The sequence below is a fragment of the Qipengyuania triglochinis genome, assembly GCF_054655615.1.
On the sequence record NZ_BAAHND010000001.1, the window covers coordinates 40081 to 60941 of the forward strand.

The window sequence follows — 20861 nt, forward strand, 5'->3', positions numbered from 1 at the left end:
AGAGGATGTGCTCAGTTGCGTGGCTACTGGTCTCTTTATTAAAGATATTTATGGCTGGCTCAAGCGGGGCTTTTGGGTTGGCGTAACCGCCGTTCGCATCGTTGTCTCAGCGATCAGCGATCAGCGATCAGCGATCAGCGATCAGCGATTAGCGCTCAGCGATCCGTGTGAACGAGGGGGCGGTGAGGCTGATCCAGCACTCTCCGATCGGTGAGTGCTTTGTCCGCTGCGTCAAAGAGTGGAGGGGGACGTGGGCCCTGGTTGGGCCGGGAGGCACGGTACGCACAGCACCGGCACGGCTATGCGCCGCTTTCGGGTGTCGTGGGATGCGGGGGGTAAGGAACGGAATTGGGGCGCAAAGCCGTTAGCTATCGATTATCCGCAGTCGGCTCGTCAGCGGGCACACCGCATTCGGCAGAAAATAAGAATGTGGCTGCTCGTCCATGGCACTTTTCGGGGTCCACGGAAAACCGCACCGCGCGGTCATACTTCAACATGGGGTAATGTCCTAAGCGCCAGCTCCCGCCCGCCAATGTCCTACCAGAGCGTGTAGATGGTCAGCATGAACAGCAGCACCAGTACGCAGAAAGCCGCGGCCCGGCCGGCTGCCTGAAGCATGCCGCCGGCATGGTCATCGCAGCTGCTCGCCTGTTCGAAGACTTTGAGAAAACTCATATCCGTCTTTGCTCCCCATCAGAAACCGCCGCCTGCCAAAGCATCGATCGCGCCCTGCAGAATGATCGCAGCGGCGTGGCTGTCAACCTTCTCTGCCCTTTTGGATCGGCTCATGTCCTGTCCGATCATCGCGTTGAGGGCGCTCGAGGTCGACCACCTTTCGTCCCATAGAAGGATCGGAAGTTCAAGCGCCTGGGAAAGATTCCGGGCATAGGCGCGGCTTGCCTGGGCGCGGGGGCCCTCGCTGCCGTCCATATTGAGCGGAAGGCCGATGACCACGCCGCGGATATTCCGCTCGGCGACGATCTCCTTCAGCTTGCCCGCATCCTTGGTGAATTTGCTGCGCGGCACGGTCTTGCCCGCCGTGGCATAGCGCCAGCCGGCATCGCACACGGCCACTCCGATGGTCTTGGTGCCGAGATCGAGGCCCAGCAGCGCGCCGCCTTCGGGCAGCGCATCGCCATATTCCAGCGCGTTGGCAGTAATCACGCGGCGGAGGGGGCCGATGTGGCCGAAGGGGCCAGCGCGCGGACCCGGCGAAGCACGTCTTCCTGCAGATTCTTCCAGAACAGCGGGATGTCGTAGACGTGGTAATTGCCGCCCGGCAGCACGCCGGGGCCAAGATCGGGCGGATCGCCGATCAGCAGCAGGCCGCGCTCGTCGCAGCGGGCGGGAATGGCGCCCACGATCAGCTCGCCCGAGCGCAGGTCCGCGCTGGGTTTCAGCGTGCCGAGATTGGCCTCTGCCGGGGCCGAGCCGCCGGTCGCCCCGGTCAGCGGATTGACGCACAGGATCGGGCCTTCGCCGCGCGGCTGCCCGTCGAAACCGGGGGTGGCCTGGTAACGGCTCTCGAACAGCTCGGCATCGCCATCGTCGCTGAAGGCGGAATAGGCGATGATGCACCCGGCCTGGTCGGGCGCAGCGCAGACCGGGATGGGCAGGGCGGGCAGATCATGCTCGATCGAGATCGGCCAGCCGATGGCATAGACGGCGGCGACCCGGTCGCTTAGCCCGCGCGCCTCGGCCCGGTCGATCAGCAGGCGAAGGATGTGGATCGCGCCCTGGCTGTGGCCGGCCAGCACGATGGGCTTGTCCGGATCGACGCTGTCGAGGAAATAGTCGAACGCCTGCGCCACATCGGCATAGGCCGCGTCGATCGCCTGCTGCGCCTCGGGCCGGTCGGTCAGGAAGGCCCCGGCGGCCGCCTGGCGGTATTTCGGCGCCCAGATTTCGTCGGCCCGGTTGAAGGGGCTGGCCAGCCCGCGCAGGAAAGTCCGCGCCCGGCTGTTGGTCGCGGCATCGTCCAGCGTGGCGTTCCAGGCGGTGCCCCCAGCTTTGAGAAAACTGGTCGGCGGAACGAAGAATACCGCGAAGTCGCGGACAGCGGCGGGATCGGCGGCTTCTCCGGTGATGGAGCCATCCGTCCGGAAGGAATCCGGCCGATCAAGAGACTGTTCGGCCGCTGGATCGGAACGCGAAGGGGGCTGGTCGGCAGGGTCCGGAGCCGCCTGGGCGATCGCCGGCTGATACCGCGCAGGGTCGTTCGTCCCTAGTCCCGGGCGCGAATACCACATGCCCGGATCTTCGTAAGCATTGGCGGCGAGCGCCTCCTGCTCGACGAATTCTCCGCGAGGAACAAAAGCAATTTCAGTGGCTTCGCGCGACCATATCGACAGTACGATAGCTCCGCCGATGACGATCACGATGAGCAATGCGACGATAAATAGGAACTTGCGCGCCATGTCAGGAAATCGCCGGTGCACTGATCGGTTCGATTTCCCCGTTGCGCCGCGCCGACCGCCGCTCAAGCGCCACCTTGATCATGGCCAGCAACGGATCCGCAAGCGCCAAGCCCAGAAGGCCGAACAGCACGCCGAAGATAAGCTGCGCCGAAAGCACCAGTGCAGGGGCGAGATCAACAGTCTTCTTGGCGATCATCGGCACGAGGACGTAGCCGTCGAAGTTCTGGACGAGGAAATAGACGAAGATCGTATAGAGCCCCATGTCCGTCCCGCCGGAGAAGCCGACAAGAACCATCAGTATGCCCGAGATGATCGCGCCGATATTAGGAATGAAGGCCAGCAGGCCGGTCAGCAAGCCAAGCAGCGCCGCCATCGGAACCGAGCCGATCCCGATGACCATTCCTCCGAACGCCAGCATGAGCCAGGTGAAAAACCCTTCGAAAGCCATCCCGACCAGCCGCCCGGCCATGAGCCTGCGCAGGGTGAATGCCTGATGGCTCAGCGTGTCATAGAAGCCGCCCCGCTGGTTGGCGGGCACGATCCAGGCCACACCGCGCTCGTAGATGCGCGGATCGATGGCCAGATAAATGCCTATGATAACAATGAGAAACAGCGTTGTCAGGCCGCCAAAGAGACCGCCGATTGCCTTGGTGACTGTGCCGACACCGCTGGCCATGTGGCCGGCGAAGCTCTGGATATCTCCCGAGCGGATGGCGAAGCCCTTCGATTGTAGAAACCCGATAAGGCGCCCTAGCTGCTCGTTGACGATCGACGGAAACTGTGCCGCCTGTTGGGATATTTGCGATCCCGCAAAGTAGCCCAGCCAGATAAAGAAGGCGGTCACCAGCAGCAACACGATGGCGACCCGCAAACCGCGTCCGAGAGGAAGGACCTTCGCCAGGAGACGCGCGCCCCCGTCGACCATGCATGCAAAAACCATGGCGCCGAAGATCACGAGCAGAGATTGCGATATGTGGATTACAAGTACGATGAGGCCGATCACAAGGCCCCAAACGAGCGCGCGACCTGCTTCGAAACGTAGCTTCGGATCACCGATATAGGTTGGGCTCGCACCGGGATCGTCGTGATAGGCCAGGTCGTTCGTATCGACCTTCTCGTCTCCGCTGCCTGACGATGTCTCGCTCATTCTTTCTCGGTCCCTGTCCGCGCCGGACGCAGGGTGGTCCACGCGCGGCCTTCGCGCAAGCTCGTAAACCAGGAAACCGGATTAAGCGTCGTCGTCCCGTCGAGCGAGAAGGTGATGAATTCCGCCCTGCCGCCGATGTTCTCAAGCGGCACCGGTCCCAGAAGTCCGCGCGAGGAATTGAGCTCTCGACTGTCGGCGGAATGATCGCGATTGTCACCCATCACGAACACTGCATCATCGGGAACAGTCATCTCGGCGAAATTGTCGAGTGGCTGGTTGATGTGGTCGATGATCAGATAGGTCGCCCCGTTCGGCAGAGTCTCGCGATAGACGGGTACGCGGCAGACTGGCACACCTTCGTCGTTATTGACGAGGAAAGTCGGATCGCCGAACCCGAAGCAGCGCGAATTTTCGTCCACCGGTAGGTCGAGCGGGGGTTCGGCTTCCTGTTTGATCGGAGTGCCGTTGAGAATGATCTGCCCGTTCTGAACGGCGATGCGGTCACCGGGCAGGGCGACAACCCGCTTGATGTAATCCTCGTCACGTTCAGGATGAACCGGGATCACGATATCGCCATACTCGGGTGTCGAGCCGAACAGGCGCCAATCACCGCGGGGGGCAAGATGGAAGCTGATCGAGGACCAGTTCCAGCCATAGGGATATTTGCTGACCACCAGACGGTCGCCCACGAGCAGATTGGGCAGCATCGATTCCGAGGGGATGTAGAACGGTTTGGCGATGAAGCTGTGAAAAGCGAAAACCGCGAGCAGCATGAGGGCGAGCCCCCGGATTTCGGCGATCCAGTCGACGCGCTTGTCGTCCTGCTTTTCTTTCTTGGTCTTGTCGGTCACGGCCGCGGTGTCTGCACTCATTCGGGTAGGGCCTCGATGATCACGAAAGCCTGGGCCCATGGATGATCGTCGGTGAGAGTAATATGAATGCGCGCCTCATGGCCTTGCGGTACCATTTCGGCAAGCCTTTCCGCCGCGCCACCCGTCAGCCGGAGCGTGGGGGCACCAGAGGGAGCATTCACGACTCCGATGTCCTTGTGAAATACGCCCCGGGAAAATCCGGTTCCGACAGCTTTTGCGAAGGCTTCCTTGGCGGCCCAGCGCTTCGCGAATGTTCCCACCCGGGTGAAAGGGCGCTTGTCCGCCTTGGCCCGCTCGACATCGGTGAAGCAACGGCGCTCGAACTTCTCTCCCCAGCGCTCCAGCGAATTGGCGATGCGGTCCATGTTGGTGAGGTCGTTGCCCATTCCAATAATCATCGGCGATCTCTCCTTACCGCGCCTCGTCCATCAGTTCGCGCATGTGACGAACCGCATGCTCCAGACCGACGAAGACAGCCTCTCCAACCAGATAATGTCCGATGTTCAGTTCGGCGAGCTGAGGGATGGCGGCAATGGGCTGTACGTTCTCGTACGTGAGGCCGTGGCCTGCATGAGGCTCGATCCCGTTCTTCGCAGCCAAGGCGGCCATGTCTGCCACCCGTTTGAGTTCTCGGGCCATTCTTTCGCTGTCACCATCGAGGTGGGCGTGAGCGTATTCTCCGGTGTGAAATTCGACCACAGGGACGCCCAGCCTTAGTGCTGCATCCAGCTGTCGCTCATTGGCTTCGATGAAGAGTGACACGCGAATGCCTGCATCGCGCAGTTTTCCCACTATCGGGGTGAGTGTATTATGCAGGCCAGCAGCGTCGAGCCCGCCCTCCGTCGTTCGTTCTTCCCGCTTTTCGGGCACGATGCAGGCTGCGTGGGGTGCGTGCCGCAGTGCGATCTGCAACATTTCCTCCGTCGCAGCCATCTCCAGATTAAGGGGCAAGTCTGTCGCCTCCTGAACCCGCCGCAGGTCGGCGTCGCGAATATGGCGACGATCCTCGCGCAGGTGCGCGGTGATGCCATCACCACCTACGCTGGAGACGATCTGCGCAGCGCGAACCGGGTCGGGATGGTCGCCTCCGCGCGCATTGCGGATGGTGGCGACGTGATCGATGTTCACGCCGAGGCGGAGGGGAGGGGTCATTGACATGCTGCGGTGCTCAATATGTCGAAAGTGAAGCCACTCCCCGACCAGACTTCTCCGAAGGAAAAGGTGTCTTCACCCTGATCGGTGGCCATGGCCAAGATGATGCCGCGATCCGGCAGAATGATATTGCGCAACTGATACTTTCCGATCGCACCGCGGCGCTCGATAATGCGAACGTCACCACTGCATCCTGCCAGGGTGGCGTCGAACGCCCACTGCCCTAGAGCCATGTATCCAAGCGCCGGATCGCCGGTCCACATGGTTTGCAAAGCGTCTTCTGGTAGGAGCCGTTCTTCGAGTAACGCCCGGTCGAACCGGATCATGTCCGACAATGGCCCTACCATTCCCCCTGCCGCGCCGAAGCGGGGAAGGATGATACGATAGAGTGGCTCTGGTACCGCAAACTCGCGCTCTTCGCCCTCGGCCATGAAACCAGTATCAACAATTTTGGCAGGCTCGGCAATTCTCTCTGCGAAGAGATCGTTTAGGGTTGCCCCCGTCGCTTTTTCAAGCGCCTCGCCAAGCACAACATAATCGCAATTGTTGTATCGATATCCGCTCTCGGGGCGATTTCCCAGATCGCGAGCGCACCAGTCGAAGGTCGGCGCCTGATCATCGGTATAGAATGCAGGCCAGCCCTCGGTCGATGCAGTCTCGTCGGGATTTGGTAGGGAAGAGCGATGTTGCAGCAGTTCGCGCCAGGTTATCTCGCTGCCGGCGAGCCTGGGAAGGTAACTTGCGACTGGGTCGTCAAGCGCAAAGGTTCCTCGATCTGCCTGCTGGACCACCAGCGTCGCGACAATCTGCTTTGTCACTGACGCCCAAGGCCAAGCCTGTTCCGCCTCAATACCATCGCTAGAAGCATGGTAGATCGCGTCTTTTCCCAACGAGAAGGCAATTTCTCCGCGAAACCAACCCGCGTCCGCCTGTTCGGAAATTTCGGCGATTTTGGCATCGGCCAATGGGACCTGGCCGCCCCCCGGCGCCGACGCGCAAGCGCCGAGTAGAAAAAGCGCGGCAGCCAAGGGGAAGACGCGTGAGATCAAGCCCTGCGGCTTCCGGGCTTGGTGATCTCGATAGCAGCCAGTTCCTCGGGTACCTCGTCTTCGGCGAACGTGGGGAAGTTAATGTGAATGAGAGGGAAGAACGGGACGCCAGGATCGGCCGATCCGTTGCTGCGGTCTACCAGCGCCACTTCAGCGATGACTTCGCCGCCTTCCCGCTTAACCGCCTCAATAGCTTCTCTGCTGGACAGGCCGGTTGTGACGACATCCTCTACCATCAGCACCTTCGCGCCCGGTTCCAGACGGAATCCGCGTCTCAAGTGGAAAGTGCCGTCGGGTCGCTCGAGGAACATCGCGTCTTTGCCGAGCGCACGACCCATTTCCTGACCGATGATAATGCCGCCCATTGCCGGGCTCACGACCACATCGATCTGGTTGCGGATATCTCGCGGTATCTTCTGGCCCAGCGCAAAAGCTAGGCGACCGGCGCGCTCGGCGTTCATTAGGACTCGCGCGCACTGGAGATAATGGCCGCTGTGCCGGCCGCTCGAGAGCAGGAAATGCCCTTGCAGGAGGGCGTCGCTGGCGCGGAATTCGGAAAGGATTTCGTCTTCTGTCATAGTGCCCGAACCCAAAGCGCTTCATGACGATTTGCGCAAGAGGCAAAGGTGGATGTATATTTTTATCCTGCCGCGGCTTGAGGCTAGCACAAACCCTGCCTATAGGGCGCATCGCAACAGGGCCTCGCTTGAGGGGCGGATTGCCGCGTGCATGCGGAGTTCGCAAAGCGTCGCATACCGACAGACGACACGACACGAAAGAGTTCCAACGTAATGAAAACTCTCGGATTTCACCGGATCGTAGCCAGCCTGGCGATGGCCGTTTCACTGCTGCTTGGTGCACAAGTTGCGCTGGCACAGACGACTCTGGAGCAAGGCGACCTCGTTGGCCCGGTTCCGAATGAAACACCGTCTGCAGCGCTTGAGGCAGTCGATCCTGCCGAAGCCGCGGATGTGGCCGATTCCGATATGGTAGCTGCCGGAAGCGGTGCCTATACTCCGATGAAGCCCACGGCAGGCAAGGGCATGCCGGTTGATAAGGGCATTAATATTCAGACCCAGTATTCCGAGACCGGTGAGTTCGCTTACGCACTTCACTCGGGCCTGATCTGGGTCATGGTGCTCATCTGCGCCTTCGTTCTTGCACTCATGCTCTACGTCGTCATTCGTTTCCGCCGCAAAGCGAATCCGGTGCCTTCGAAGACGAGCCACAACACGCTGGTAGAAGTTGTGTGGACGGTGGTGCCGGCGCTCATCCTGCTCGGCATCGCGATCCCTTCGATCACGCTGATTGCCAAGCAGTACGAAACACCGCCCAAGGATGCCATCACCATCAAGGCGATCGGTTATCAGTGGTATTGGGGTTATGCCTATCCCGACAACGGCGATTTCGAAATCGTCTCGAACATGCTCGACGCCGATGAGGCGGACGCACGGGGCGAGCCGCACCAGCTGGCAGTCGACAACCGCATGGTCGTTCCCGCAGGCGTGCCTATCCGGCTGCAGGTAACCGGCGCCGATGTGATCCATTCGTTCGCCGTGCCGAGTCTCTGGTTCAAGATGGACGCAGTGCCCGGCCGCTTGAATGAAAAGATCTTCCAGGTCGATGAGCCGGGTGTATATTATGGCCAGTGTTCCGAACTGTGTGGCGCACGCCATGGTTACATGCCCATCGCGGTGGAAGCACTCCCGATGGACCAGTATAATGCCTGGGTCCTGGCGCAGGGCGGCACGATTGCAGGGGCGGAGGAAGAAGGTGTAGAAGCCAATCCTTCAGCCGCTCCGTTGCAAGAGCCGGAAAGCAGTGAACCCGGTGCGCCCGGGGCAGGTGCAGCACCGGTTGCACCGACCGAAGCCTAATAGTAAGCTTTTTCTAATATCCGAAGCCGAGAGACCGACCGATGGCTACCACCGCCGATAACTTCCAGGCCCACGCCGACCACGCGCACGACGATCATGCCGACCACAAGCCCGGCTTCTTCGCGCGTTGGTTCATGTCCACCAACCACAAGGACATCGGTACGCTCTACCTGATCTTCGCGATCATCGCGGGTATCGTCGGTGGTGCGATCTCGGGCATCATGCGCGCAGAATTGCACGAACCGGGCATCCAGTACCTCCAGTTCTGGGCCGAGTTCATGGGTGGAAACGCCGACTTCGACACGTCGCTCCACATGTGGAATGTGTTCATCACAGCCCACGGCCTGATCATGGTCTTCTTCATGGTCATGCCGGCAATGATCGGTGGCTTCGGCAACTGGTTCGTGCCACTCATGATCGGTGCGCCTGACATGGCGTTCCCGCGCATGAACAACATCTCTTTCTGGCTGACCGTTGCGGGCTTCTTCTCGCTGATGTTCTCGCTCTTCGTGCCGGGCGGCACTGGGCCGGGCGCAGGTACGGGTTGGACCGTCTACGCTCCGCTCTCAACCTCCGGATCCTCGGGTCCGGCAGTCGACTTCGCGATTTTCGCACTGCACCTCGCCGGTGCCGGTTCGATCCTGGGTGCGACCAACTTCATCACCACCATCTTCAACATGCGTGCGCCGGGCATGACCCTGCACAAGATGCCGCTGTTCGTATGGTCGGTGCTGGTTACTGCCTTCCTGCTGCTGCTGGCGCTGCCGGTGCTGGCTGCTGCAATCACCATGCTGATCACCGATCGTAACTTCGGGACGACCTTCTTCGACCCGGCAGGCGGCGGCGATCCGATCCTCTACCAGCACCTGTTCTGGTTCTTCGGCCATCCCGAAGTTTACATCATGATCCTGCCCGGTTTCGGCATGATCAGCCAGATCGTGGCGACCTTCAGCCGCAAGCCGGTCTTCGGCTACCTCGGCATGGCCTATGCCATGGTCGCGATCGGCGTGGTCGGCTTCATCGTCTGGGCGCACCACATGTACACCGTGGGCCTCGACGTGAATACGAAGATGTACTTCACCGCGGCTACCATGGTCATCGCGGTTCCGACCGGTGTGAAGATCTTCAGCTGGATTGCCACGATGTGGGGCGGCTCGATCGAGTTCAAATCTCCCATGGTTTGGGCGCTTGGCTTCATCTTCCTCTTCACCGTGGGCGGTGTGACCGGCGTCTATCTCGCCAATGGGGGCGTGGACGATGTGGTACACGACACCTACTTCGTCGTTGCTCACTTCCACTACGTGCTTTCGATGGGCGCCGTGTTCTCGCTCTTTGCCGGGTTCTACTACTGGTTCCCCAAGATGAGCGGTCGCATGCACTCAGAATTGCTGGCGCATCTGCACTTCTGGGGCTTCTTCGTCGGCGTGAACGTGATCTTCTTCCCGCAGCACTTCCTGGGATGGCAGGGCATGCCGCGTCGCTATCCCGACTATGCCGAGGCGTATGCATATTGGAACGAGATCAGCTCGATCGGTTATGAAATCATGGCCGCTTCGATGCTCCTCTTCTTCGCCAACATCATCTATGCCTTCGTGGCTGGTAAGAAGGCGGCTCCGAACTATTGGGGTGAAGGCGCAACGACGCTGGAATGGACACTCTCCAGCCCGCCGCCGTTCCATCAGTTCAGCGAACTGCCGGTGATCGAAGAGCATCACGATTATCATAACCACATCGGAGACCCGAAGCCTGCACACGGCTGATCGCTCCCGAGACTGGACAAGACAGAGCGGCCGGTCCCATTAGGGGCCGGCCGTTTTCTATTGGCCGATAGAGGAGCAACCATGCCCGAAATGCGAATGATCGATGTGGGCGAAGTGACGCTGCGCTGTGCGATCGAAGAACCCTCCGATGGCACCGGAGATCTCGTCATTCTCGTTCATGGTTTTCCGGAGAGCTGGTACAGCTGGCGTCACCAGCTCGCGCCTCTGGCCGAGTCTGGCTTCACCGCATGCGCCATAGACGTCCGCGGATATGGCGGTTCGGACAAGCCGGATGCAATCCAGGCCTATGCGCTAGAGAAAATAGTCGGCGATCTGGTCGGCCTAAAGGTGGCCCTACAGCCAGATAAACCGGCGATCCTCGTCGGCCATGACTGGGGCGCGCCGATTGTCTGGAATACGGCGCTCACCCATCCCGAACATTTCCGCGCCGTTGCCGGTATGGCGGTGCCGTTTGCTGGTGTTCCGAGCCGCCCCTTCACCGAAGTTTTCCGCGAGCACTTCACCTCGCAGGGCAAGTTCTTCTACCAAGAATATTTTCAGGAACCGGGTGTTGCAGAAGCCGAGGCCGAAAAGGATCCCCGCGACTGGGTTGAGCGGATGATGTATTCCATCAGCGGCGATGTTCCTCCTGGCGAATATTTCACCAAGCCTTACGGGGCAACTTTCCTTGAGGGCCTGCCCGATCCCGAGCCCATGCCATGGCTCAGTAAAGCGGACTTGGACTATTACGAAAACGAGTTCCGCAATTCTGGTTTTCGGGGGCCGCTCAATCGCTATCGAAACCACCCGGAAGATTACGAATGGCTGCAGGGATGGAAAGGTAAGCGGATCGAGCAGCCGGCGTTGTTTATCGGCGGTACACAGGATCCGGCCACGTTCCTGTTCGGCGCCGTCAGCGATCCAGTTGCCTTGATGCGCAAGAACGCGCCGCAAGTCGAAGGCCATATTCTGGACGGAGTGGGGCATTGGACGCAGCAGGAAAGTCCCGAAAAGGTCAATCGACTTCTATTCGAGTGGCTCAAAAGGGTCTGAACTCTTGCGCTGTTTCCGTTTCTACATCCCGGCGATTGCACCGCTGCTCGCCTCATGCGCAACCACCCAACCGACCGCGGACAACGATCGCAAAGTCGCGCAGATCGTTGCGCCAGGCCTGATCAGTACTAGGGAAGCCGACGAAATCAAGTTGGCGGAAACTCCGGATGGCCGCCAACAGGTTTGGGGATCAGTGGGCCGTAGCGGGCGCGGTGAACTCGATCTGTGGGAACGACATCGCATGGCAGACGGGACATGGTCGCGGCCTGCGCCTTTGGCGATCAATGGACCGGGAGAAGATTTCGATCCGGCATTTTCGCCTGACGGCGGTAAGCTTTATTTCCATTCGGACCGTCCCGGTGGTTTGGGAGGCACCGATATCTATGTGTCCGATCGGATAAATGCCTTCGAATTTTCAGATCCTCGCAACCTTGGTGCGTCGATTAACAGCGCAGGGCATGAGTGGGCTCCCTGGCCGCTGGCCGACGGCACACTACTTTTCGCTTCCGACGGCTGGGGAGGAGCTGGAAGGCATGATCTCTTCCATGGCGATCCCAAAAGCGAGGATGGCCCACGTGTACTCGGGAGTGCTATCAACGGACCGCTCAGCGAATTTGACCCTACACTTTCCGAAGATGGCAGAACGCTGGTGTTCAGTCGCGGCCTTTATGGCCCAGATAGTGAGGATTTCGGCGTCTGGCGGTCGGACCTGATCAATGGCGCTTGGAGTAAGCCTGTCCCCTTGGCGATAGGCTGCGGCAGCTATACGATCGGGCTCGCATTCCTGCCCGGCGGCGATTTCAGCTTCTCCAGCCGATGCCCTGATCCTGCGACGGCAAGCATGGTGATCTTGCGAATGTCACGAGACGGATTGGACAGCGCATCGTAACAGCCTATAGGCGGCTTCACGAGATTCCCATGACCGACGCCGTCTCACCTTCCCAGCTCCCAGCGGACTGGCGCGATTTCTTCGCGCTGACCAAGCCGCGTGTGATGACTCTGGTGATCTTCACCGGCCTTTGCGGGCTGCTGGCTGCACCGGGCTCGATCCATCCCGTCATCGGATTTACTGCCATCTTCTGCATCGCCATCGGTGCGGGCGGCGCGGCGGCGCTGAACCAGTGGTGGGAAGCCGATATCGACGCGGGCATGAAGCGCACCTCGAAGCGACCGCTTCCGTCCGGCCGTATGAACCGTACTGACGCGCGGGATTTCGGCATTCTGCTATCCGCTGCCTCGGTAATGATCATGGGGCTTGGAGTGAACTGGCTCGCCGCAGGAATCCTGGCGCTGAGCATCGTTTACTATGCCGTGGTTTATACGATCTGGCTAAAGCCGCGGACGCCGCAAAACATCGTGATCGGTGGCGGTGCGGGCGCATTTCCGCCCATGATCGGCTGGATCGCCGTGACGGGTGACATCACGTTGATGCCGGTTCTGCTCTTTGCCATCATTTTCTTCTGGACCCCGCCGCACTTCTGGGCACTCGCGCTCTTCGTGCAGAGCGATTATGCAAAGGTGGGCATTCCGATGATGCCCGTAGTGAAGGGCGAGAAATCGACTCGCCGCCAGATTATCGCTTATTGCGTGCTCTTGGTGCCTATCGCTGCGGCCCCATGGCTCATCGGCGGGACCGGTGCTGTCTATGGGGTGACGGCGATCGCACTTTCGCTGATATTCCTGCTGATGAGCGTGCCGGTTGCGTTTCGCACCTCAGTAGAGGGTGATGGCATGAAGCAGGAAAAGCGACTGTTTGCGTTCAGCGTATTCTATCTCTTCGCTTTATTCGGGGCGCTCGTGGTTGACCGCCTAGCTGCACATTACGGAGTTTTCGGATGACCCCCGAAGAGGAAAAGGAATATCGCCGCCGCCAGAAGAGCCGCAATCTCGTCCTCGGCGGAATCCTGCTGTTCATGGCGGTGCTGTTCTATGCTATCACCATCGTAAGAATGTGAGGCCCAAATGACGACCGCGACCCTGGAATCCCGGAAGAATCGAACTGCGCTGCTCGCGCTGATCGGCGCTGCTGCGATGCTGGGTCTGGGTTACGCCGCTGTCCCGCTTTACCAATTATTCTGTCAGGTTACCGGTTTCGCCGGTACCACCCAGCGAGCGACGGAAAGCGATGCAGCGATGGCCGAGCGCTTTGCAAATTCTGCTGGCGGGCAGGAAATTTCGGTGCGTTTCGACGGCAATGTCGCACCCGGCCTTGGCTGGAGCTTCCACCCGGAACAGGTGACCGATACTGTCACCATCGGCCAGCGCGATATGGCGATCTATCTTGCCAAGAATAATTCTGACCGGCCGATCACTGGCACGGCCACCTTCAATGTCGAGCCGGAGCAGGCGGGGGCATATTTCAACAAGATCCAGTGTTTCTGCTTTACCGAACAGACGCTGCAGCCCGGGCAGGAGGTTCGGATGCCCGTGCTTTATTTCATCGATCCCAAAGCGCTCGATGATCCCAACATGGATGGGGTTGAGCAGATCACCCTTTCCTACACTTTCCACGAAGCGAAGGATTAAGGGGCTTCTGCCCCCTAGACCCGCAGGCAAACGCGCATTAAGGGCCTTGCGCTAAGCGAAACCCAGGACACAGGTACAATGGCTGGTAACGTAAATCACGAATATCACATTCTCGAACCCGATATCTGGCCGTTCATCGGTTCCTTCTCGGCACTGATCTTCACCAGCGGCATGGTGCTGTACATGCACGAAATGCCTTCTGCGCACCTCGTGCTCGGTCTCGGAATCGCGGGCCTCATCGCCACGTTCTTCAGCTGGTTCTCGAACATCGTGAAGGAAGCGCAGCGCGGCGACCACACGCCGATCGTGCAACTGCACATGCGTTACGGCATGATCCTTTTCATCGCTTCGGAAGTGATGTTCTTCGTTGGCTGGTTCTGGAGCTGGTTCGACTTCTCGCTCTTCCCGTCCGAACTTTCGGATGTGATCGGGGGCGAATTCCCGCCTGCTGCCATCGAAGCAGTGATCAATCCGTTCGGCCTTCCGCTGCTCAACACGCTGATCCTGCTGTGCTCGGGCACCACCGTTACCTGGGCTCACCATTCGCTGATTCATGGTGATCGTGAGGGGCTCAAGAAGGGTCTTTGGCTCACCATCATTCTGGGCGCGGTCTTCACCTGCATCCAGGCTTACGAATATGCTCACGCGCCCTTCGCCTTCGGTGGCAACACCTACAGCTCGGCCTTCTACATGGCGACCGGCTTCCACGGCTTCCACGTTCTGGTGGGTACGATCTTCCTGATCGTCTGTTTGGTGCGCACCTACAAGGGCCACTTTACCCCCCGCCAGCACTTCGGTTTTGAAGCGGCTGCATGGTACTGGCATTTCGTCGACGTCGTGTGGCTCTTCCTCTTCGCCGTAGTCTACGTCTGGGGTGGCTGGGGCGCAGCAACCCACGGATGATCTACGGATCGCACGGATAAAAATGGGGCAGCCCGGTATTGCCGTGGCTGCCCCTTTCGGTTTGGAACCCATGACCTTTAGAATTCCCGTCTTGCCAACCATCATTGTCGGCGCTGCAATTGCGGTGATGGTCGCGCTCGGTTTCTGGCAGCTAGCCAGGATGGATGAGAAAGAGGCGATGCTAGCTCGTTTCGCTTCGGCACAGACCTTGGATGCACCGGTTGCCTTTCCGCGCTCGCCAGAAGAGATCGATGATGCGCTCTACCGTCGAAGTAGCGTAACTTGCGCCGAGGTCCTCTCGCAACGCACGACCCCTGGTCATAATGAAGGAGGACGTACCGGTATTGCCCAAATGGCACGCTGCGCGCTTGCAGGTGGCGGAGAGGCGGAAATTGCGTTCGGGTGGACTCCAACTCCCCAAGTCATTCAATGGAACGGTGGACCAGTTGAGGGCATAGTGGGTCCCGCAGGTACAGAAGCCCGGCTCGTCGCCTCGCCTGCGGTGGATGGGCTGGAGACTCTCGCCCGTCCGGATCCAGCGGATATTCCCAACAACCACCTAGCCTATGCAGGCCAATGGTTCTTTTTCGCGCTGACCGCACTCGTCATTTACACCCTCGCCTTACGGCGGCGTACCGGTGGAAGGACGACGCGCGCTAGGGACGATTAAAGAGCCGCTTGCTTGCCCGGGCTGCTTTGCGCGGCTAACCGCCATGGCGCAATGAAATATGTCTCTACACGCGGTGAGGCTCCAAGCCTCGACTTCGCCGATGTCACTTTGACGGGTCTGGCGAGTGATGGCGGCTTATACGTGCCCGAAGAATGGTCCCGGTTTTCATCGGAAGAGATCGGAGCCATGCGTGGCCTGCCGTATGCCGAATTGGCGGCAAGGGTCATGCAGCCCTTCGTGGGCGAATGCCTTACGCCTGAACGCCTGCGGGAATTGACCGATCGGGCCTATGGCCGCTTTGCCCACAAAGGAGTGACGCCGCTTGTCCAACTGAATGAACAGCATTGGGTTCTCGAGCTCTTCCATGGGCCCACGCTCGCTTTCAAGGACGTGGCGCTCCAGATGCTCGGCCTGTTGTTCGAGGAGTTTCTGAAACGCGAAGAGGGCAACCTCACCATAGTCGGTGCGACCAGCGGCGATACCGGCAGTGCTGCCATCGATGCGGTGGCTGGGCTCGACAATGTCGAGATATTCATGCTGCATCCCAAGGGTAGGGTGAGCGAGGTGCAGCGCCGGCAGATGACCACCGTGCGCGCGCCCAATGTCCACAACATCGCGATCGACGGCAGCTTCGACGATGCGCAGGCAATGGTGAAGCGTATCTTCTCCGACCGGGAAGTGACTGCGAAACATCGCATCGGTGCCGTCAACTCGATCAACTGGGCGCGGTTGATGGCGCAGGTCGTTTACTACTTTGCCGCGTCTCTCCAACTGGGCGGGCCCGAACGCAAAGTCGCTTTCAGTGTACCGACAGGAAATTTCGGCGATGTCTTTGCAGGGCATGTCGCCGCCCGGATGGGGCTGCCCATTGAACGGCTGATCGTTGCTACGAATGTGAACGACATTCTCCACCGTGCTTTGAGTGAAGGCGATTACTCGGCAGGCACTGTCACGCCCACAGCCGCACCCAGCATGGACATTCAGGTCAGCTCAAATTTCGAGCGCCTTCTGTTCGACGTCGGGGGCCGCGATGGCATCGCCTTGGCCAAACAGATGCAAGGCTTCGATGCGGAACGGGCGATGAGACTCACGGATGTGCAGGCCCGAGGCGCCTCTTCGCTGTTCTCCAGCGCCCGTGCTGACGAGGATGACACGCTGCAGGCTATGCGTTGGGCCTGCGAACATTGCGATGAACTCCTCGATCCGCACACAGCAATCGGTTTGCATGCTGCACAGCAGGCTGACCTCGACAGTTCGATCCCCGTGGTTACGCTGGCCACCGCTCATCCAGCCAAGTTTCCCGATGCTGTCGAACAAGCCACCGGCATCCGACCGAGCCTGCCGACCCGGATCGGCGACCTTTTCGCGCGAGAGGAAAATTTCGTCCAATTGCCCGGAACGTACGAAGCAGTTCGCGATCACATTCTCGAAAAGGCCAGCTGATGGCCAGCCTCGAGCGAAATCCTGTCCTGATGGTCGGCGAGGGCTGGGACAGCTATCGCCTGCTCGACAGCGGGAATGGCCGTAAGTTCGAAGCCTATGGCGACTATCGTTTCGTCCGCCCCGAACCACAGGCGATGTGGTCGCCCCGGTTGGAGCATTGGGATGCACACGGCGAATTCGTTCCGGGGAGCGATGAGGATGGTGGCGGACGTTGGCATTTTGCCCAAGATGTTCCCGAGGCTGGCTGGGAACTGAGTTGGGGTGACGAAGTCCGCTTTACGGCTCAGTGCACGCCTTTCCGCCATCTTGGTTTCTTCCCCGACATGGCTCCGGTATGGAGCTGGATGGGCGAGCAGCTCGAAGGCCGGACCGATGCCGAGACGATGAACCTTTTCGGATATACCGGCGTCGGCACGCAAGCTCTCTCCAACTACGGCCGCGTCACCCACGTCGATGCCAGTAAGAAGTCGGTTGCCCAAGCCCGCGAGAACGCGGCGCTTGCAGCGCTGGACAACCGTCCGGTTCGCTGGCTGGTTGAAGATGCGATGAAATACACCGCGCGTGAAGTCCGGCGCGGACGGCGGTACGACGGTATCATTCTCGATCCACCCAAATTCGGCCGTGGTCCAGATGGAGAGGTATGGCGGCTGGAACAAGGATTGCCCGATCTTGTCTCCGACTGCCGCCAATTATTGGATGCGGAGAGCAATTTCCTTTTCCTGACAGTTTACGCTGTACGGATGAGCAGCCTGGCGCTGGGCGGTCTGTTAGAAGAGGTGTTCGCCGGGTTACCCGGCAAGATCGAGCATGGCGATCTCGCTGTTCAGGAGGATAGCGGGCGTTTGCTGCCTACAGCCATCTTCGCCCGTTGGTCGAATCCGCGCTAGGACGCAAATCATGAACGATTCGCTGATTCTCGAAGTTGCCGATTTCGAACACGATGTCCTGACCGGCATTTATTCCGAAGAGACGGGTAAGCCTCAGCCGTTGCGCTTCACGATCCAGGTGAGGATGAAACCGCTTCGCCGTTACGATGCGGATACGTCGCTGGACGATTCTAAGAATTACATGGATTTGAAGTTTGCTGCGTCGGAAGCGTTGCCCGCTGGGGTGCACTTCAAATTGATCGAAGCCGTTGCCGATCATGTTTGCGAAACGCTGTTTGTTCAGGACCAGCGCATCGAAGCAGTGACTGTGAAAATTGTGAAGCTGGCTATTGCCGAGGCAGGCGAGAAAATCGGCATTACGCTCCACCGCGAGCGTCGCTGATGCAGCGGATCACGGTAGAAGGGCTGCCGGATGATCCGCTTGCGGCAGCGGGAATGTTTCACCGGGACTGGGCGGAGCCGATTGAAAGAGCACTTTCCAGAGGGGAGGGCCTGATCATATCTATCACCCCTGCTGATCACACGCATCGCGAATGGCGCAGGGCAGCGGTCGCAATGCTGGCGCGGCGGCATACCCCGCTCAGGATCAATATGGTGGCTGGCGAAGTTAACCACGCCGGCGCGCTGTTCGATTATCTTGTTTCTGCGGCGGGCGTTACCGGCCAATATCTTGAGGCTGCAGCGTGAGCGCAACGGTCATTTTCCTCGGCCCTTTGTCCGACCTTGCGAGCGGCCCGGAGCTTGAGGTGGCAGCCCCTCTCGACTGGGCCGGTTTGTTAGAAGCGGTGGGGGAGGAGATTGCGCAGGAAATACGGGAAGACCGGGTAAACGTGGCCTGCAACGGACGCGTGCTGACCGACAAGAAGAGTCTTTTCGCTGAAGATGGGGATGAAGTTGCCCTATTACCTCCGGTGAGCGGTGGTTAGGCTCACTCTCTCTACACCGTTGGATGTGAGGGTTCTCACCAAGGGGATGTCAGTCGGCGAGGCGACGGCGGCCTTTAACGCGGCCTATCCGGAGGCGGGCGGTATTGCGTCCTTTTTGGGGAAGGTACGGCCCGGGAACGACGTACGAGCATTGGAGCTCACACATTATGAGCCGCTCACGAAGACCGGAATGGGAGATCTTGCGCGGTCTGCACTCGAACGTTTTACCCTCGATGGTATTCTGGCGTGGCATCGGGTCGGGGTCATGGTCCCCGGGGAATCGATCGTGCTGGTCGCCGCCGCAGCCCGCCATAGACGGGATGCTTTCGAAGCCGCCGATTTCCTGATGGATCATCTCAAATCCGCGGCATGGTTCTGGAAGCGCGAGCGCCGGAGCGACGGCTGGCACTGGATACAGCCCCGTTCTTCCGATCATCAGGACAGGGAAAGGTGGAAATAATCCTGCCCATTTGATCTCGATCAAGGATGCCGACTACCCAAACTCGCATACGGATCTCCGACAAAGGAGACCCGCAATGTCCAAGCATTTTACCCGCGAACTCGTCGAACAGCAGGCGATCATCGTTGCCGAGCCTCGGCCTCGCCACGAAGTGGACCGGTCGTTTGAATTGCCAAAGGGCCTCTACGCTGCGACCGTGTCGCTTTATCTCGGCTTTCTCTTGGTGATGGCAAGCGGGCTTTCTTCGCCTGGCCTGGTCATCCCGATGGCGATCTTCGCCCTGTTCATCATCGCAGGTTTCGGTGTTCCGGCGCTCTGGGCCAAGGTTGGTCCGCCCACTAAATCGAAGCAAATGAATTTCGCTAGACTTCGGCGCGAAGGCATCGCCACCTTGACCGGACGCCTTTCGGCGCGCGATGCGAGCGTGCAGATGCTGATCCTGCCGGTCATTATTTTCTGCTGGGGAGTATCGACGGTCCTTATCGCGTCCTTCGTACGCTAAGGGATACTCAGGGGAGAGGGAGAAGCGCGGGGTCGACGAGTTCGATCCCGCGCTTCCTGATCTTGCGGATAGCCCCGGCCCGCTCGAATCGGGTGAGCATGCGACTTACCGTCTCAATCGTGAGGCCAAGCATGTCTGCCAGCTCGCCACGTGATAATGGCAGTTCGAAGTAGGTGGCCGGATGACAGGGGGAATCGCTTGCTGCCCTGGCCATAGACAAGAGCATCCCTGCGACGCGCTCCCCCGCCGATGCATTGCCGGTAAGCGCGAGCAGCTCGCGACTGGCGAAGAGATCTTCCTGAGTGCGCCTCAGGAGAGCTTGGCCGAGCCTAGGGTAACGATCGATCGCCTGCGAAAAGGCTGGTCCGGCGAATACGCAAAGCTCGCTTTCGGCCAGCGCAACGACGTCGTGATGAACATAAGGCCCGAACATCTCGCCGACGAAACCGCTGGGATGCACTAGCGACAGAATGCGCTCACGTCCTTCCGCACTGGTGGAGGTGATCTTGAGCGCACCGCTTTTCAGCGTGGCGCAGGCCATTTCGCCGGTGCCAGCTGCAAATAGAACCTCGCCAGGGGCAAGGGTTCTGATCCGGCCGGCCTTGGCAAGCTCGTCTCGCTCATCCTCGCTCAATACGGCGCAGGCGGCGCGATCGCGCACTGGACATGTAGCACAGGCTAGACTCATCGGATTCGCGCGCGCAAGTCTTCCAGAATTGCGTCTTCTTCGCCAACCATCTCGATAACGCGCGCGCGAATCGTTTCGATGGCGGTCGCATCTTCTGCCCCCACTTTTGCTGAGGCGTAGAGCGTATCGAGTTCGCCAAGCGGAATTGCAGCACGGCTGCGTGCCGAATCGAGCTCTGCCAGAACCACCTGTGCCGCAGCCCAGCTGTCGCTGCCGACGCTGCTGCCGCGCGCAGCGGATACGGTTCGCGTGGCACGCGGACGGACTGCAAGAAAGTCACCATGTGCCTCGTCAGCCGCTACCAGTAGCGACTGGAGTCGCGCAGATAGGCCGCCGGTAAGATTTACCTCGACTGGGGGAACGTCGATCCGTGCTGGTTCGCCTGTATCGAACTGGCCCTTGGCTCGCTCGACATCTCGTACGGCGAGTGAGGGGTAGTCACCATTGCCGGTGGCGCATGCGCCGAGCATTAAAGTGAGGATAGCTAAAGGAGCTGCAGTTGCATATCGCGGCATGCGCGCCACATAGC

The 20861-nt window shown here is 59.8% G+C and carries 27 protein-coding genes; 16 read left to right on the top strand and 11 right to left on the bottom strand.

Features of this window, described 5'->3' with window-relative positions:
* Positions 1–537: 537 nt before the first annotated feature.
* The 9 genes from ACYQ0G_RS00185 to pyrE all read right to left on the bottom strand — a co-directional run bounded on the left by ACYQ0G_RS00185 (position 538) and on the right by pyrE (position 7215).
* Positions 538–675 (bottom strand): hypothetical protein, encoded by a 138-nt coding sequence (locus ACYQ0G_RS00185; RefSeq protein ID WP_460098122.1) that lies wholly within the window; start codon positions 673–675, stop codon positions 538–540.
* A gap of 18 nt (positions 676–693) precedes the next feature.
* A complete protein-coding gene (gene ruvX / locus ACYQ0G_RS00190; protein ID WP_460098124.1) occupies positions 694–1164 on the bottom strand; it encodes a Holliday junction resolvase RuvX in 471 nt (156 codons plus the stop codon).
* Positions 1161–2417 (bottom strand): DUF3089 domain-containing protein, encoded by a 1257-nt coding sequence (locus ACYQ0G_RS00195; RefSeq protein WP_460098125.1) that lies wholly within the window; start codon positions 2415–2417, stop codon positions 1161–1163. The genes ruvX and ACYQ0G_RS00195 overlap by 4 nt, the downstream gene beginning before the upstream one ends.
* 1 nt (position 2418) lies before the next feature.
* A complete protein-coding gene (locus tag ACYQ0G_RS00200) occupies positions 2419–3564 on the bottom strand; it encodes an AI-2E family transporter (protein ID WP_460098126.1) in 1146 nt (381 codons plus the stop codon).
* On the bottom strand, positions 3561–4436 hold the full coding sequence (lepB, locus tag ACYQ0G_RS00205) for a signal peptidase I (RefSeq protein ID WP_460098127.1): 876 nt from the start codon (positions 4434–4436) through the stop codon (positions 3561–3563). Before lepB ends, ACYQ0G_RS00200 begins: the two co-directional genes overlap by 4 nt.
* Positions 4433–4834, bottom strand: coding sequence for a holo-ACP synthase (acpS, locus tag ACYQ0G_RS00210; protein ID WP_460098128.1), 402 nt, complete (start codon positions 4832–4834; stop codon positions 4433–4435). Before acpS ends, lepB begins: the two co-directional genes overlap by 4 nt.
* 13 nt (positions 4835–4847) lie before the next feature.
* On the bottom strand, positions 4848–5588 hold the full coding sequence (locus tag ACYQ0G_RS00215) for a pyridoxine 5'-phosphate synthase (RefSeq protein ID WP_460098129.1): 741 nt from the start codon (positions 5586–5588) through the stop codon (positions 4848–4850).
* On the bottom strand, positions 5585–6553 hold the full coding sequence (locus tag ACYQ0G_RS00220) for a serine hydrolase domain-containing protein (RefSeq protein WP_460098130.1): 969 nt from the start codon (positions 6551–6553) through the stop codon (positions 5585–5587). Before ACYQ0G_RS00220 ends, ACYQ0G_RS00215 begins: the two co-directional genes overlap by 4 nt.
* Before the next feature lie 80 nt (positions 6554–6633).
* Positions 6634–7215 (bottom strand): orotate phosphoribosyltransferase, encoded by a 582-nt coding sequence (gene pyrE / locus ACYQ0G_RS00225; RefSeq protein WP_460098131.1) that lies wholly within the window; start codon positions 7213–7215, stop codon positions 6634–6636.
* A gap of 213 nt (positions 7216–7428) precedes the next feature.
* Between pyrE and coxB the strand changes: the two genes are divergently transcribed.
* The 16 genes from coxB to ACYQ0G_RS00300 all read left to right on the top strand — a co-directional run bounded on the left by coxB (position 7429) and on the right by ACYQ0G_RS00300 (position 19644).
* Positions 7429–8514 carry a cytochrome c oxidase subunit II gene (coxB, locus tag ACYQ0G_RS00230; protein ID WP_460098133.1) on the top strand — a complete coding sequence of 362 codons (1086 nt, stop codon included), beginning with the start codon at positions 7429–7431 and terminating at the stop codon, positions 8512–8514.
* Positions 8515–8555: 41 nt separating this feature from the next.
* Positions 8556–10274, top strand: coding sequence for a cytochrome c oxidase subunit I (gene ctaD / locus ACYQ0G_RS00235; RefSeq protein WP_460098135.1), 1719 nt, complete (start codon positions 8556–8558; stop codon positions 10272–10274).
* An 81-nt stretch (positions 10275–10355) separates the two neighbouring features.
* Positions 10356–11327: an alpha/beta fold hydrolase gene (locus tag ACYQ0G_RS00240; RefSeq protein ID WP_460098136.1), complete on the top strand. Its 972-nt coding sequence runs from the start codon at positions 10356–10358 to the stop codon at positions 11325–11327.
* Positions 11328–11331: 4 nt separating this feature from the next.
* Positions 11332–12216 (top strand): TolB family protein, encoded by an 885-nt coding sequence (locus ACYQ0G_RS00245; protein WP_460098138.1) that lies wholly within the window; start codon positions 11332–11334, stop codon positions 12214–12216.
* Positions 12217–12245: 29 nt separating this feature from the next.
* Positions 12246–13166, top strand: coding sequence for a heme o synthase (locus tag ACYQ0G_RS00250; RefSeq protein ID WP_460098140.1), 921 nt, complete (start codon positions 12246–12248; stop codon positions 13164–13166).
* Positions 13163–13282, top strand: coding sequence for a hypothetical protein (locus tag ACYQ0G_RS14020; protein WP_488199684.1), 120 nt, complete (start codon positions 13163–13165; stop codon positions 13280–13282). The genes ACYQ0G_RS00250 and ACYQ0G_RS14020 overlap by 4 nt, the downstream gene beginning before the upstream one ends.
* A 7-nt stretch (positions 13283–13289) precedes the next feature.
* On the top strand, positions 13290–13853 hold the full coding sequence (locus ACYQ0G_RS00255) for a cytochrome c oxidase assembly protein (protein ID WP_460098142.1): 564 nt from the start codon (positions 13290–13292) through the stop codon (positions 13851–13853).
* Positions 13854–13931: 78 nt separating this feature from the next.
* The gene (locus tag ACYQ0G_RS00260) at positions 13932–14756 is read left to right on the top strand and encodes a cytochrome c oxidase subunit 3 (RefSeq protein ID WP_460098143.1); all 825 of its coding nucleotides are present in this window, start codon (positions 13932–13934) and stop codon (positions 14754–14756) included.
* 70 nt (positions 14757–14826) lie between these two features.
* A complete protein-coding gene (locus tag ACYQ0G_RS00265) occupies positions 14827–15426 on the top strand; it encodes an SURF1 family protein (RefSeq protein ID WP_460098145.1) in 600 nt (199 codons plus the stop codon).
* A 51-nt stretch (positions 15427–15477) separates the two neighbouring features.
* A complete protein-coding gene (thrC, locus tag ACYQ0G_RS00270; protein WP_460098147.1) occupies positions 15478–16869 on the top strand; it encodes a threonine synthase in 1392 nt (463 codons plus the stop codon).
* Positions 16869–17756 (top strand): class I SAM-dependent methyltransferase, encoded by an 888-nt coding sequence (locus ACYQ0G_RS00275; protein WP_460098149.1) that lies wholly within the window; start codon positions 16869–16871, stop codon positions 17754–17756. The genes thrC and ACYQ0G_RS00275 overlap by 1 nt, the downstream gene beginning before the upstream one ends.
* A 10-nt stretch (positions 17757–17766) precedes the next feature.
* A complete protein-coding gene (locus tag ACYQ0G_RS00280) occupies positions 17767–18138 on the top strand; it encodes a dihydroneopterin aldolase (RefSeq protein ID WP_460098150.1) in 372 nt (123 codons plus the stop codon).
* A complete protein-coding gene (locus tag ACYQ0G_RS00285; protein ID WP_460098152.1) occupies positions 18138–18443 on the top strand; it encodes a Rossmann fold domain-containing protein in 306 nt (101 codons plus the stop codon). Before ACYQ0G_RS00280 ends, ACYQ0G_RS00285 begins: the two co-directional genes overlap by 1 nt.
* Positions 18440–18682: a MoaD/ThiS family protein gene (locus ACYQ0G_RS00290; protein WP_460098154.1), complete on the top strand. Its 243-nt coding sequence runs from the start codon at positions 18440–18442 to the stop codon at positions 18680–18682. Before ACYQ0G_RS00285 ends, ACYQ0G_RS00290 begins: the two co-directional genes overlap by 4 nt.
* A gap of 46 nt (positions 18683–18728) precedes the next feature.
* Positions 18729–19142 carry a molybdenum cofactor biosynthesis protein MoaE gene (locus ACYQ0G_RS00295; RefSeq protein WP_460100566.1) on the top strand — a complete coding sequence of 138 codons (414 nt, stop codon included), beginning with the start codon at positions 18729–18731 and terminating at the stop codon, positions 19140–19142.
* Positions 19143–19218: 76 nt separating this feature from the next.
* Positions 19219–19644 carry a hypothetical protein gene (locus ACYQ0G_RS00300; protein ID WP_460098156.1) on the top strand — a complete coding sequence of 142 codons (426 nt, stop codon included), beginning with the start codon at positions 19219–19221 and terminating at the stop codon, positions 19642–19644.
* 7 nt (positions 19645–19651) lie between these two features.
* Here ACYQ0G_RS00300 and ACYQ0G_RS00305 read toward each other — a convergent pair whose 3' ends face one another.
* Both ACYQ0G_RS00305 and ACYQ0G_RS00310 read right to left on the bottom strand, forming a co-directional pair.
* On the bottom strand, positions 19652–20332 hold the full coding sequence (locus ACYQ0G_RS00305) for a Crp/Fnr family transcriptional regulator (RefSeq protein WP_460098159.1): 681 nt from the start codon (positions 20330–20332) through the stop codon (positions 19652–19654).
* Positions 20329–20847 (bottom strand): hypothetical protein, encoded by a 519-nt coding sequence (locus tag ACYQ0G_RS00310; RefSeq protein WP_460098161.1) that lies wholly within the window; start codon positions 20845–20847, stop codon positions 20329–20331. The genes ACYQ0G_RS00305 and ACYQ0G_RS00310 overlap by 4 nt, the downstream gene beginning before the upstream one ends.
* Between the last annotated feature and the right edge of the window lie 14 nt (positions 20848–20861).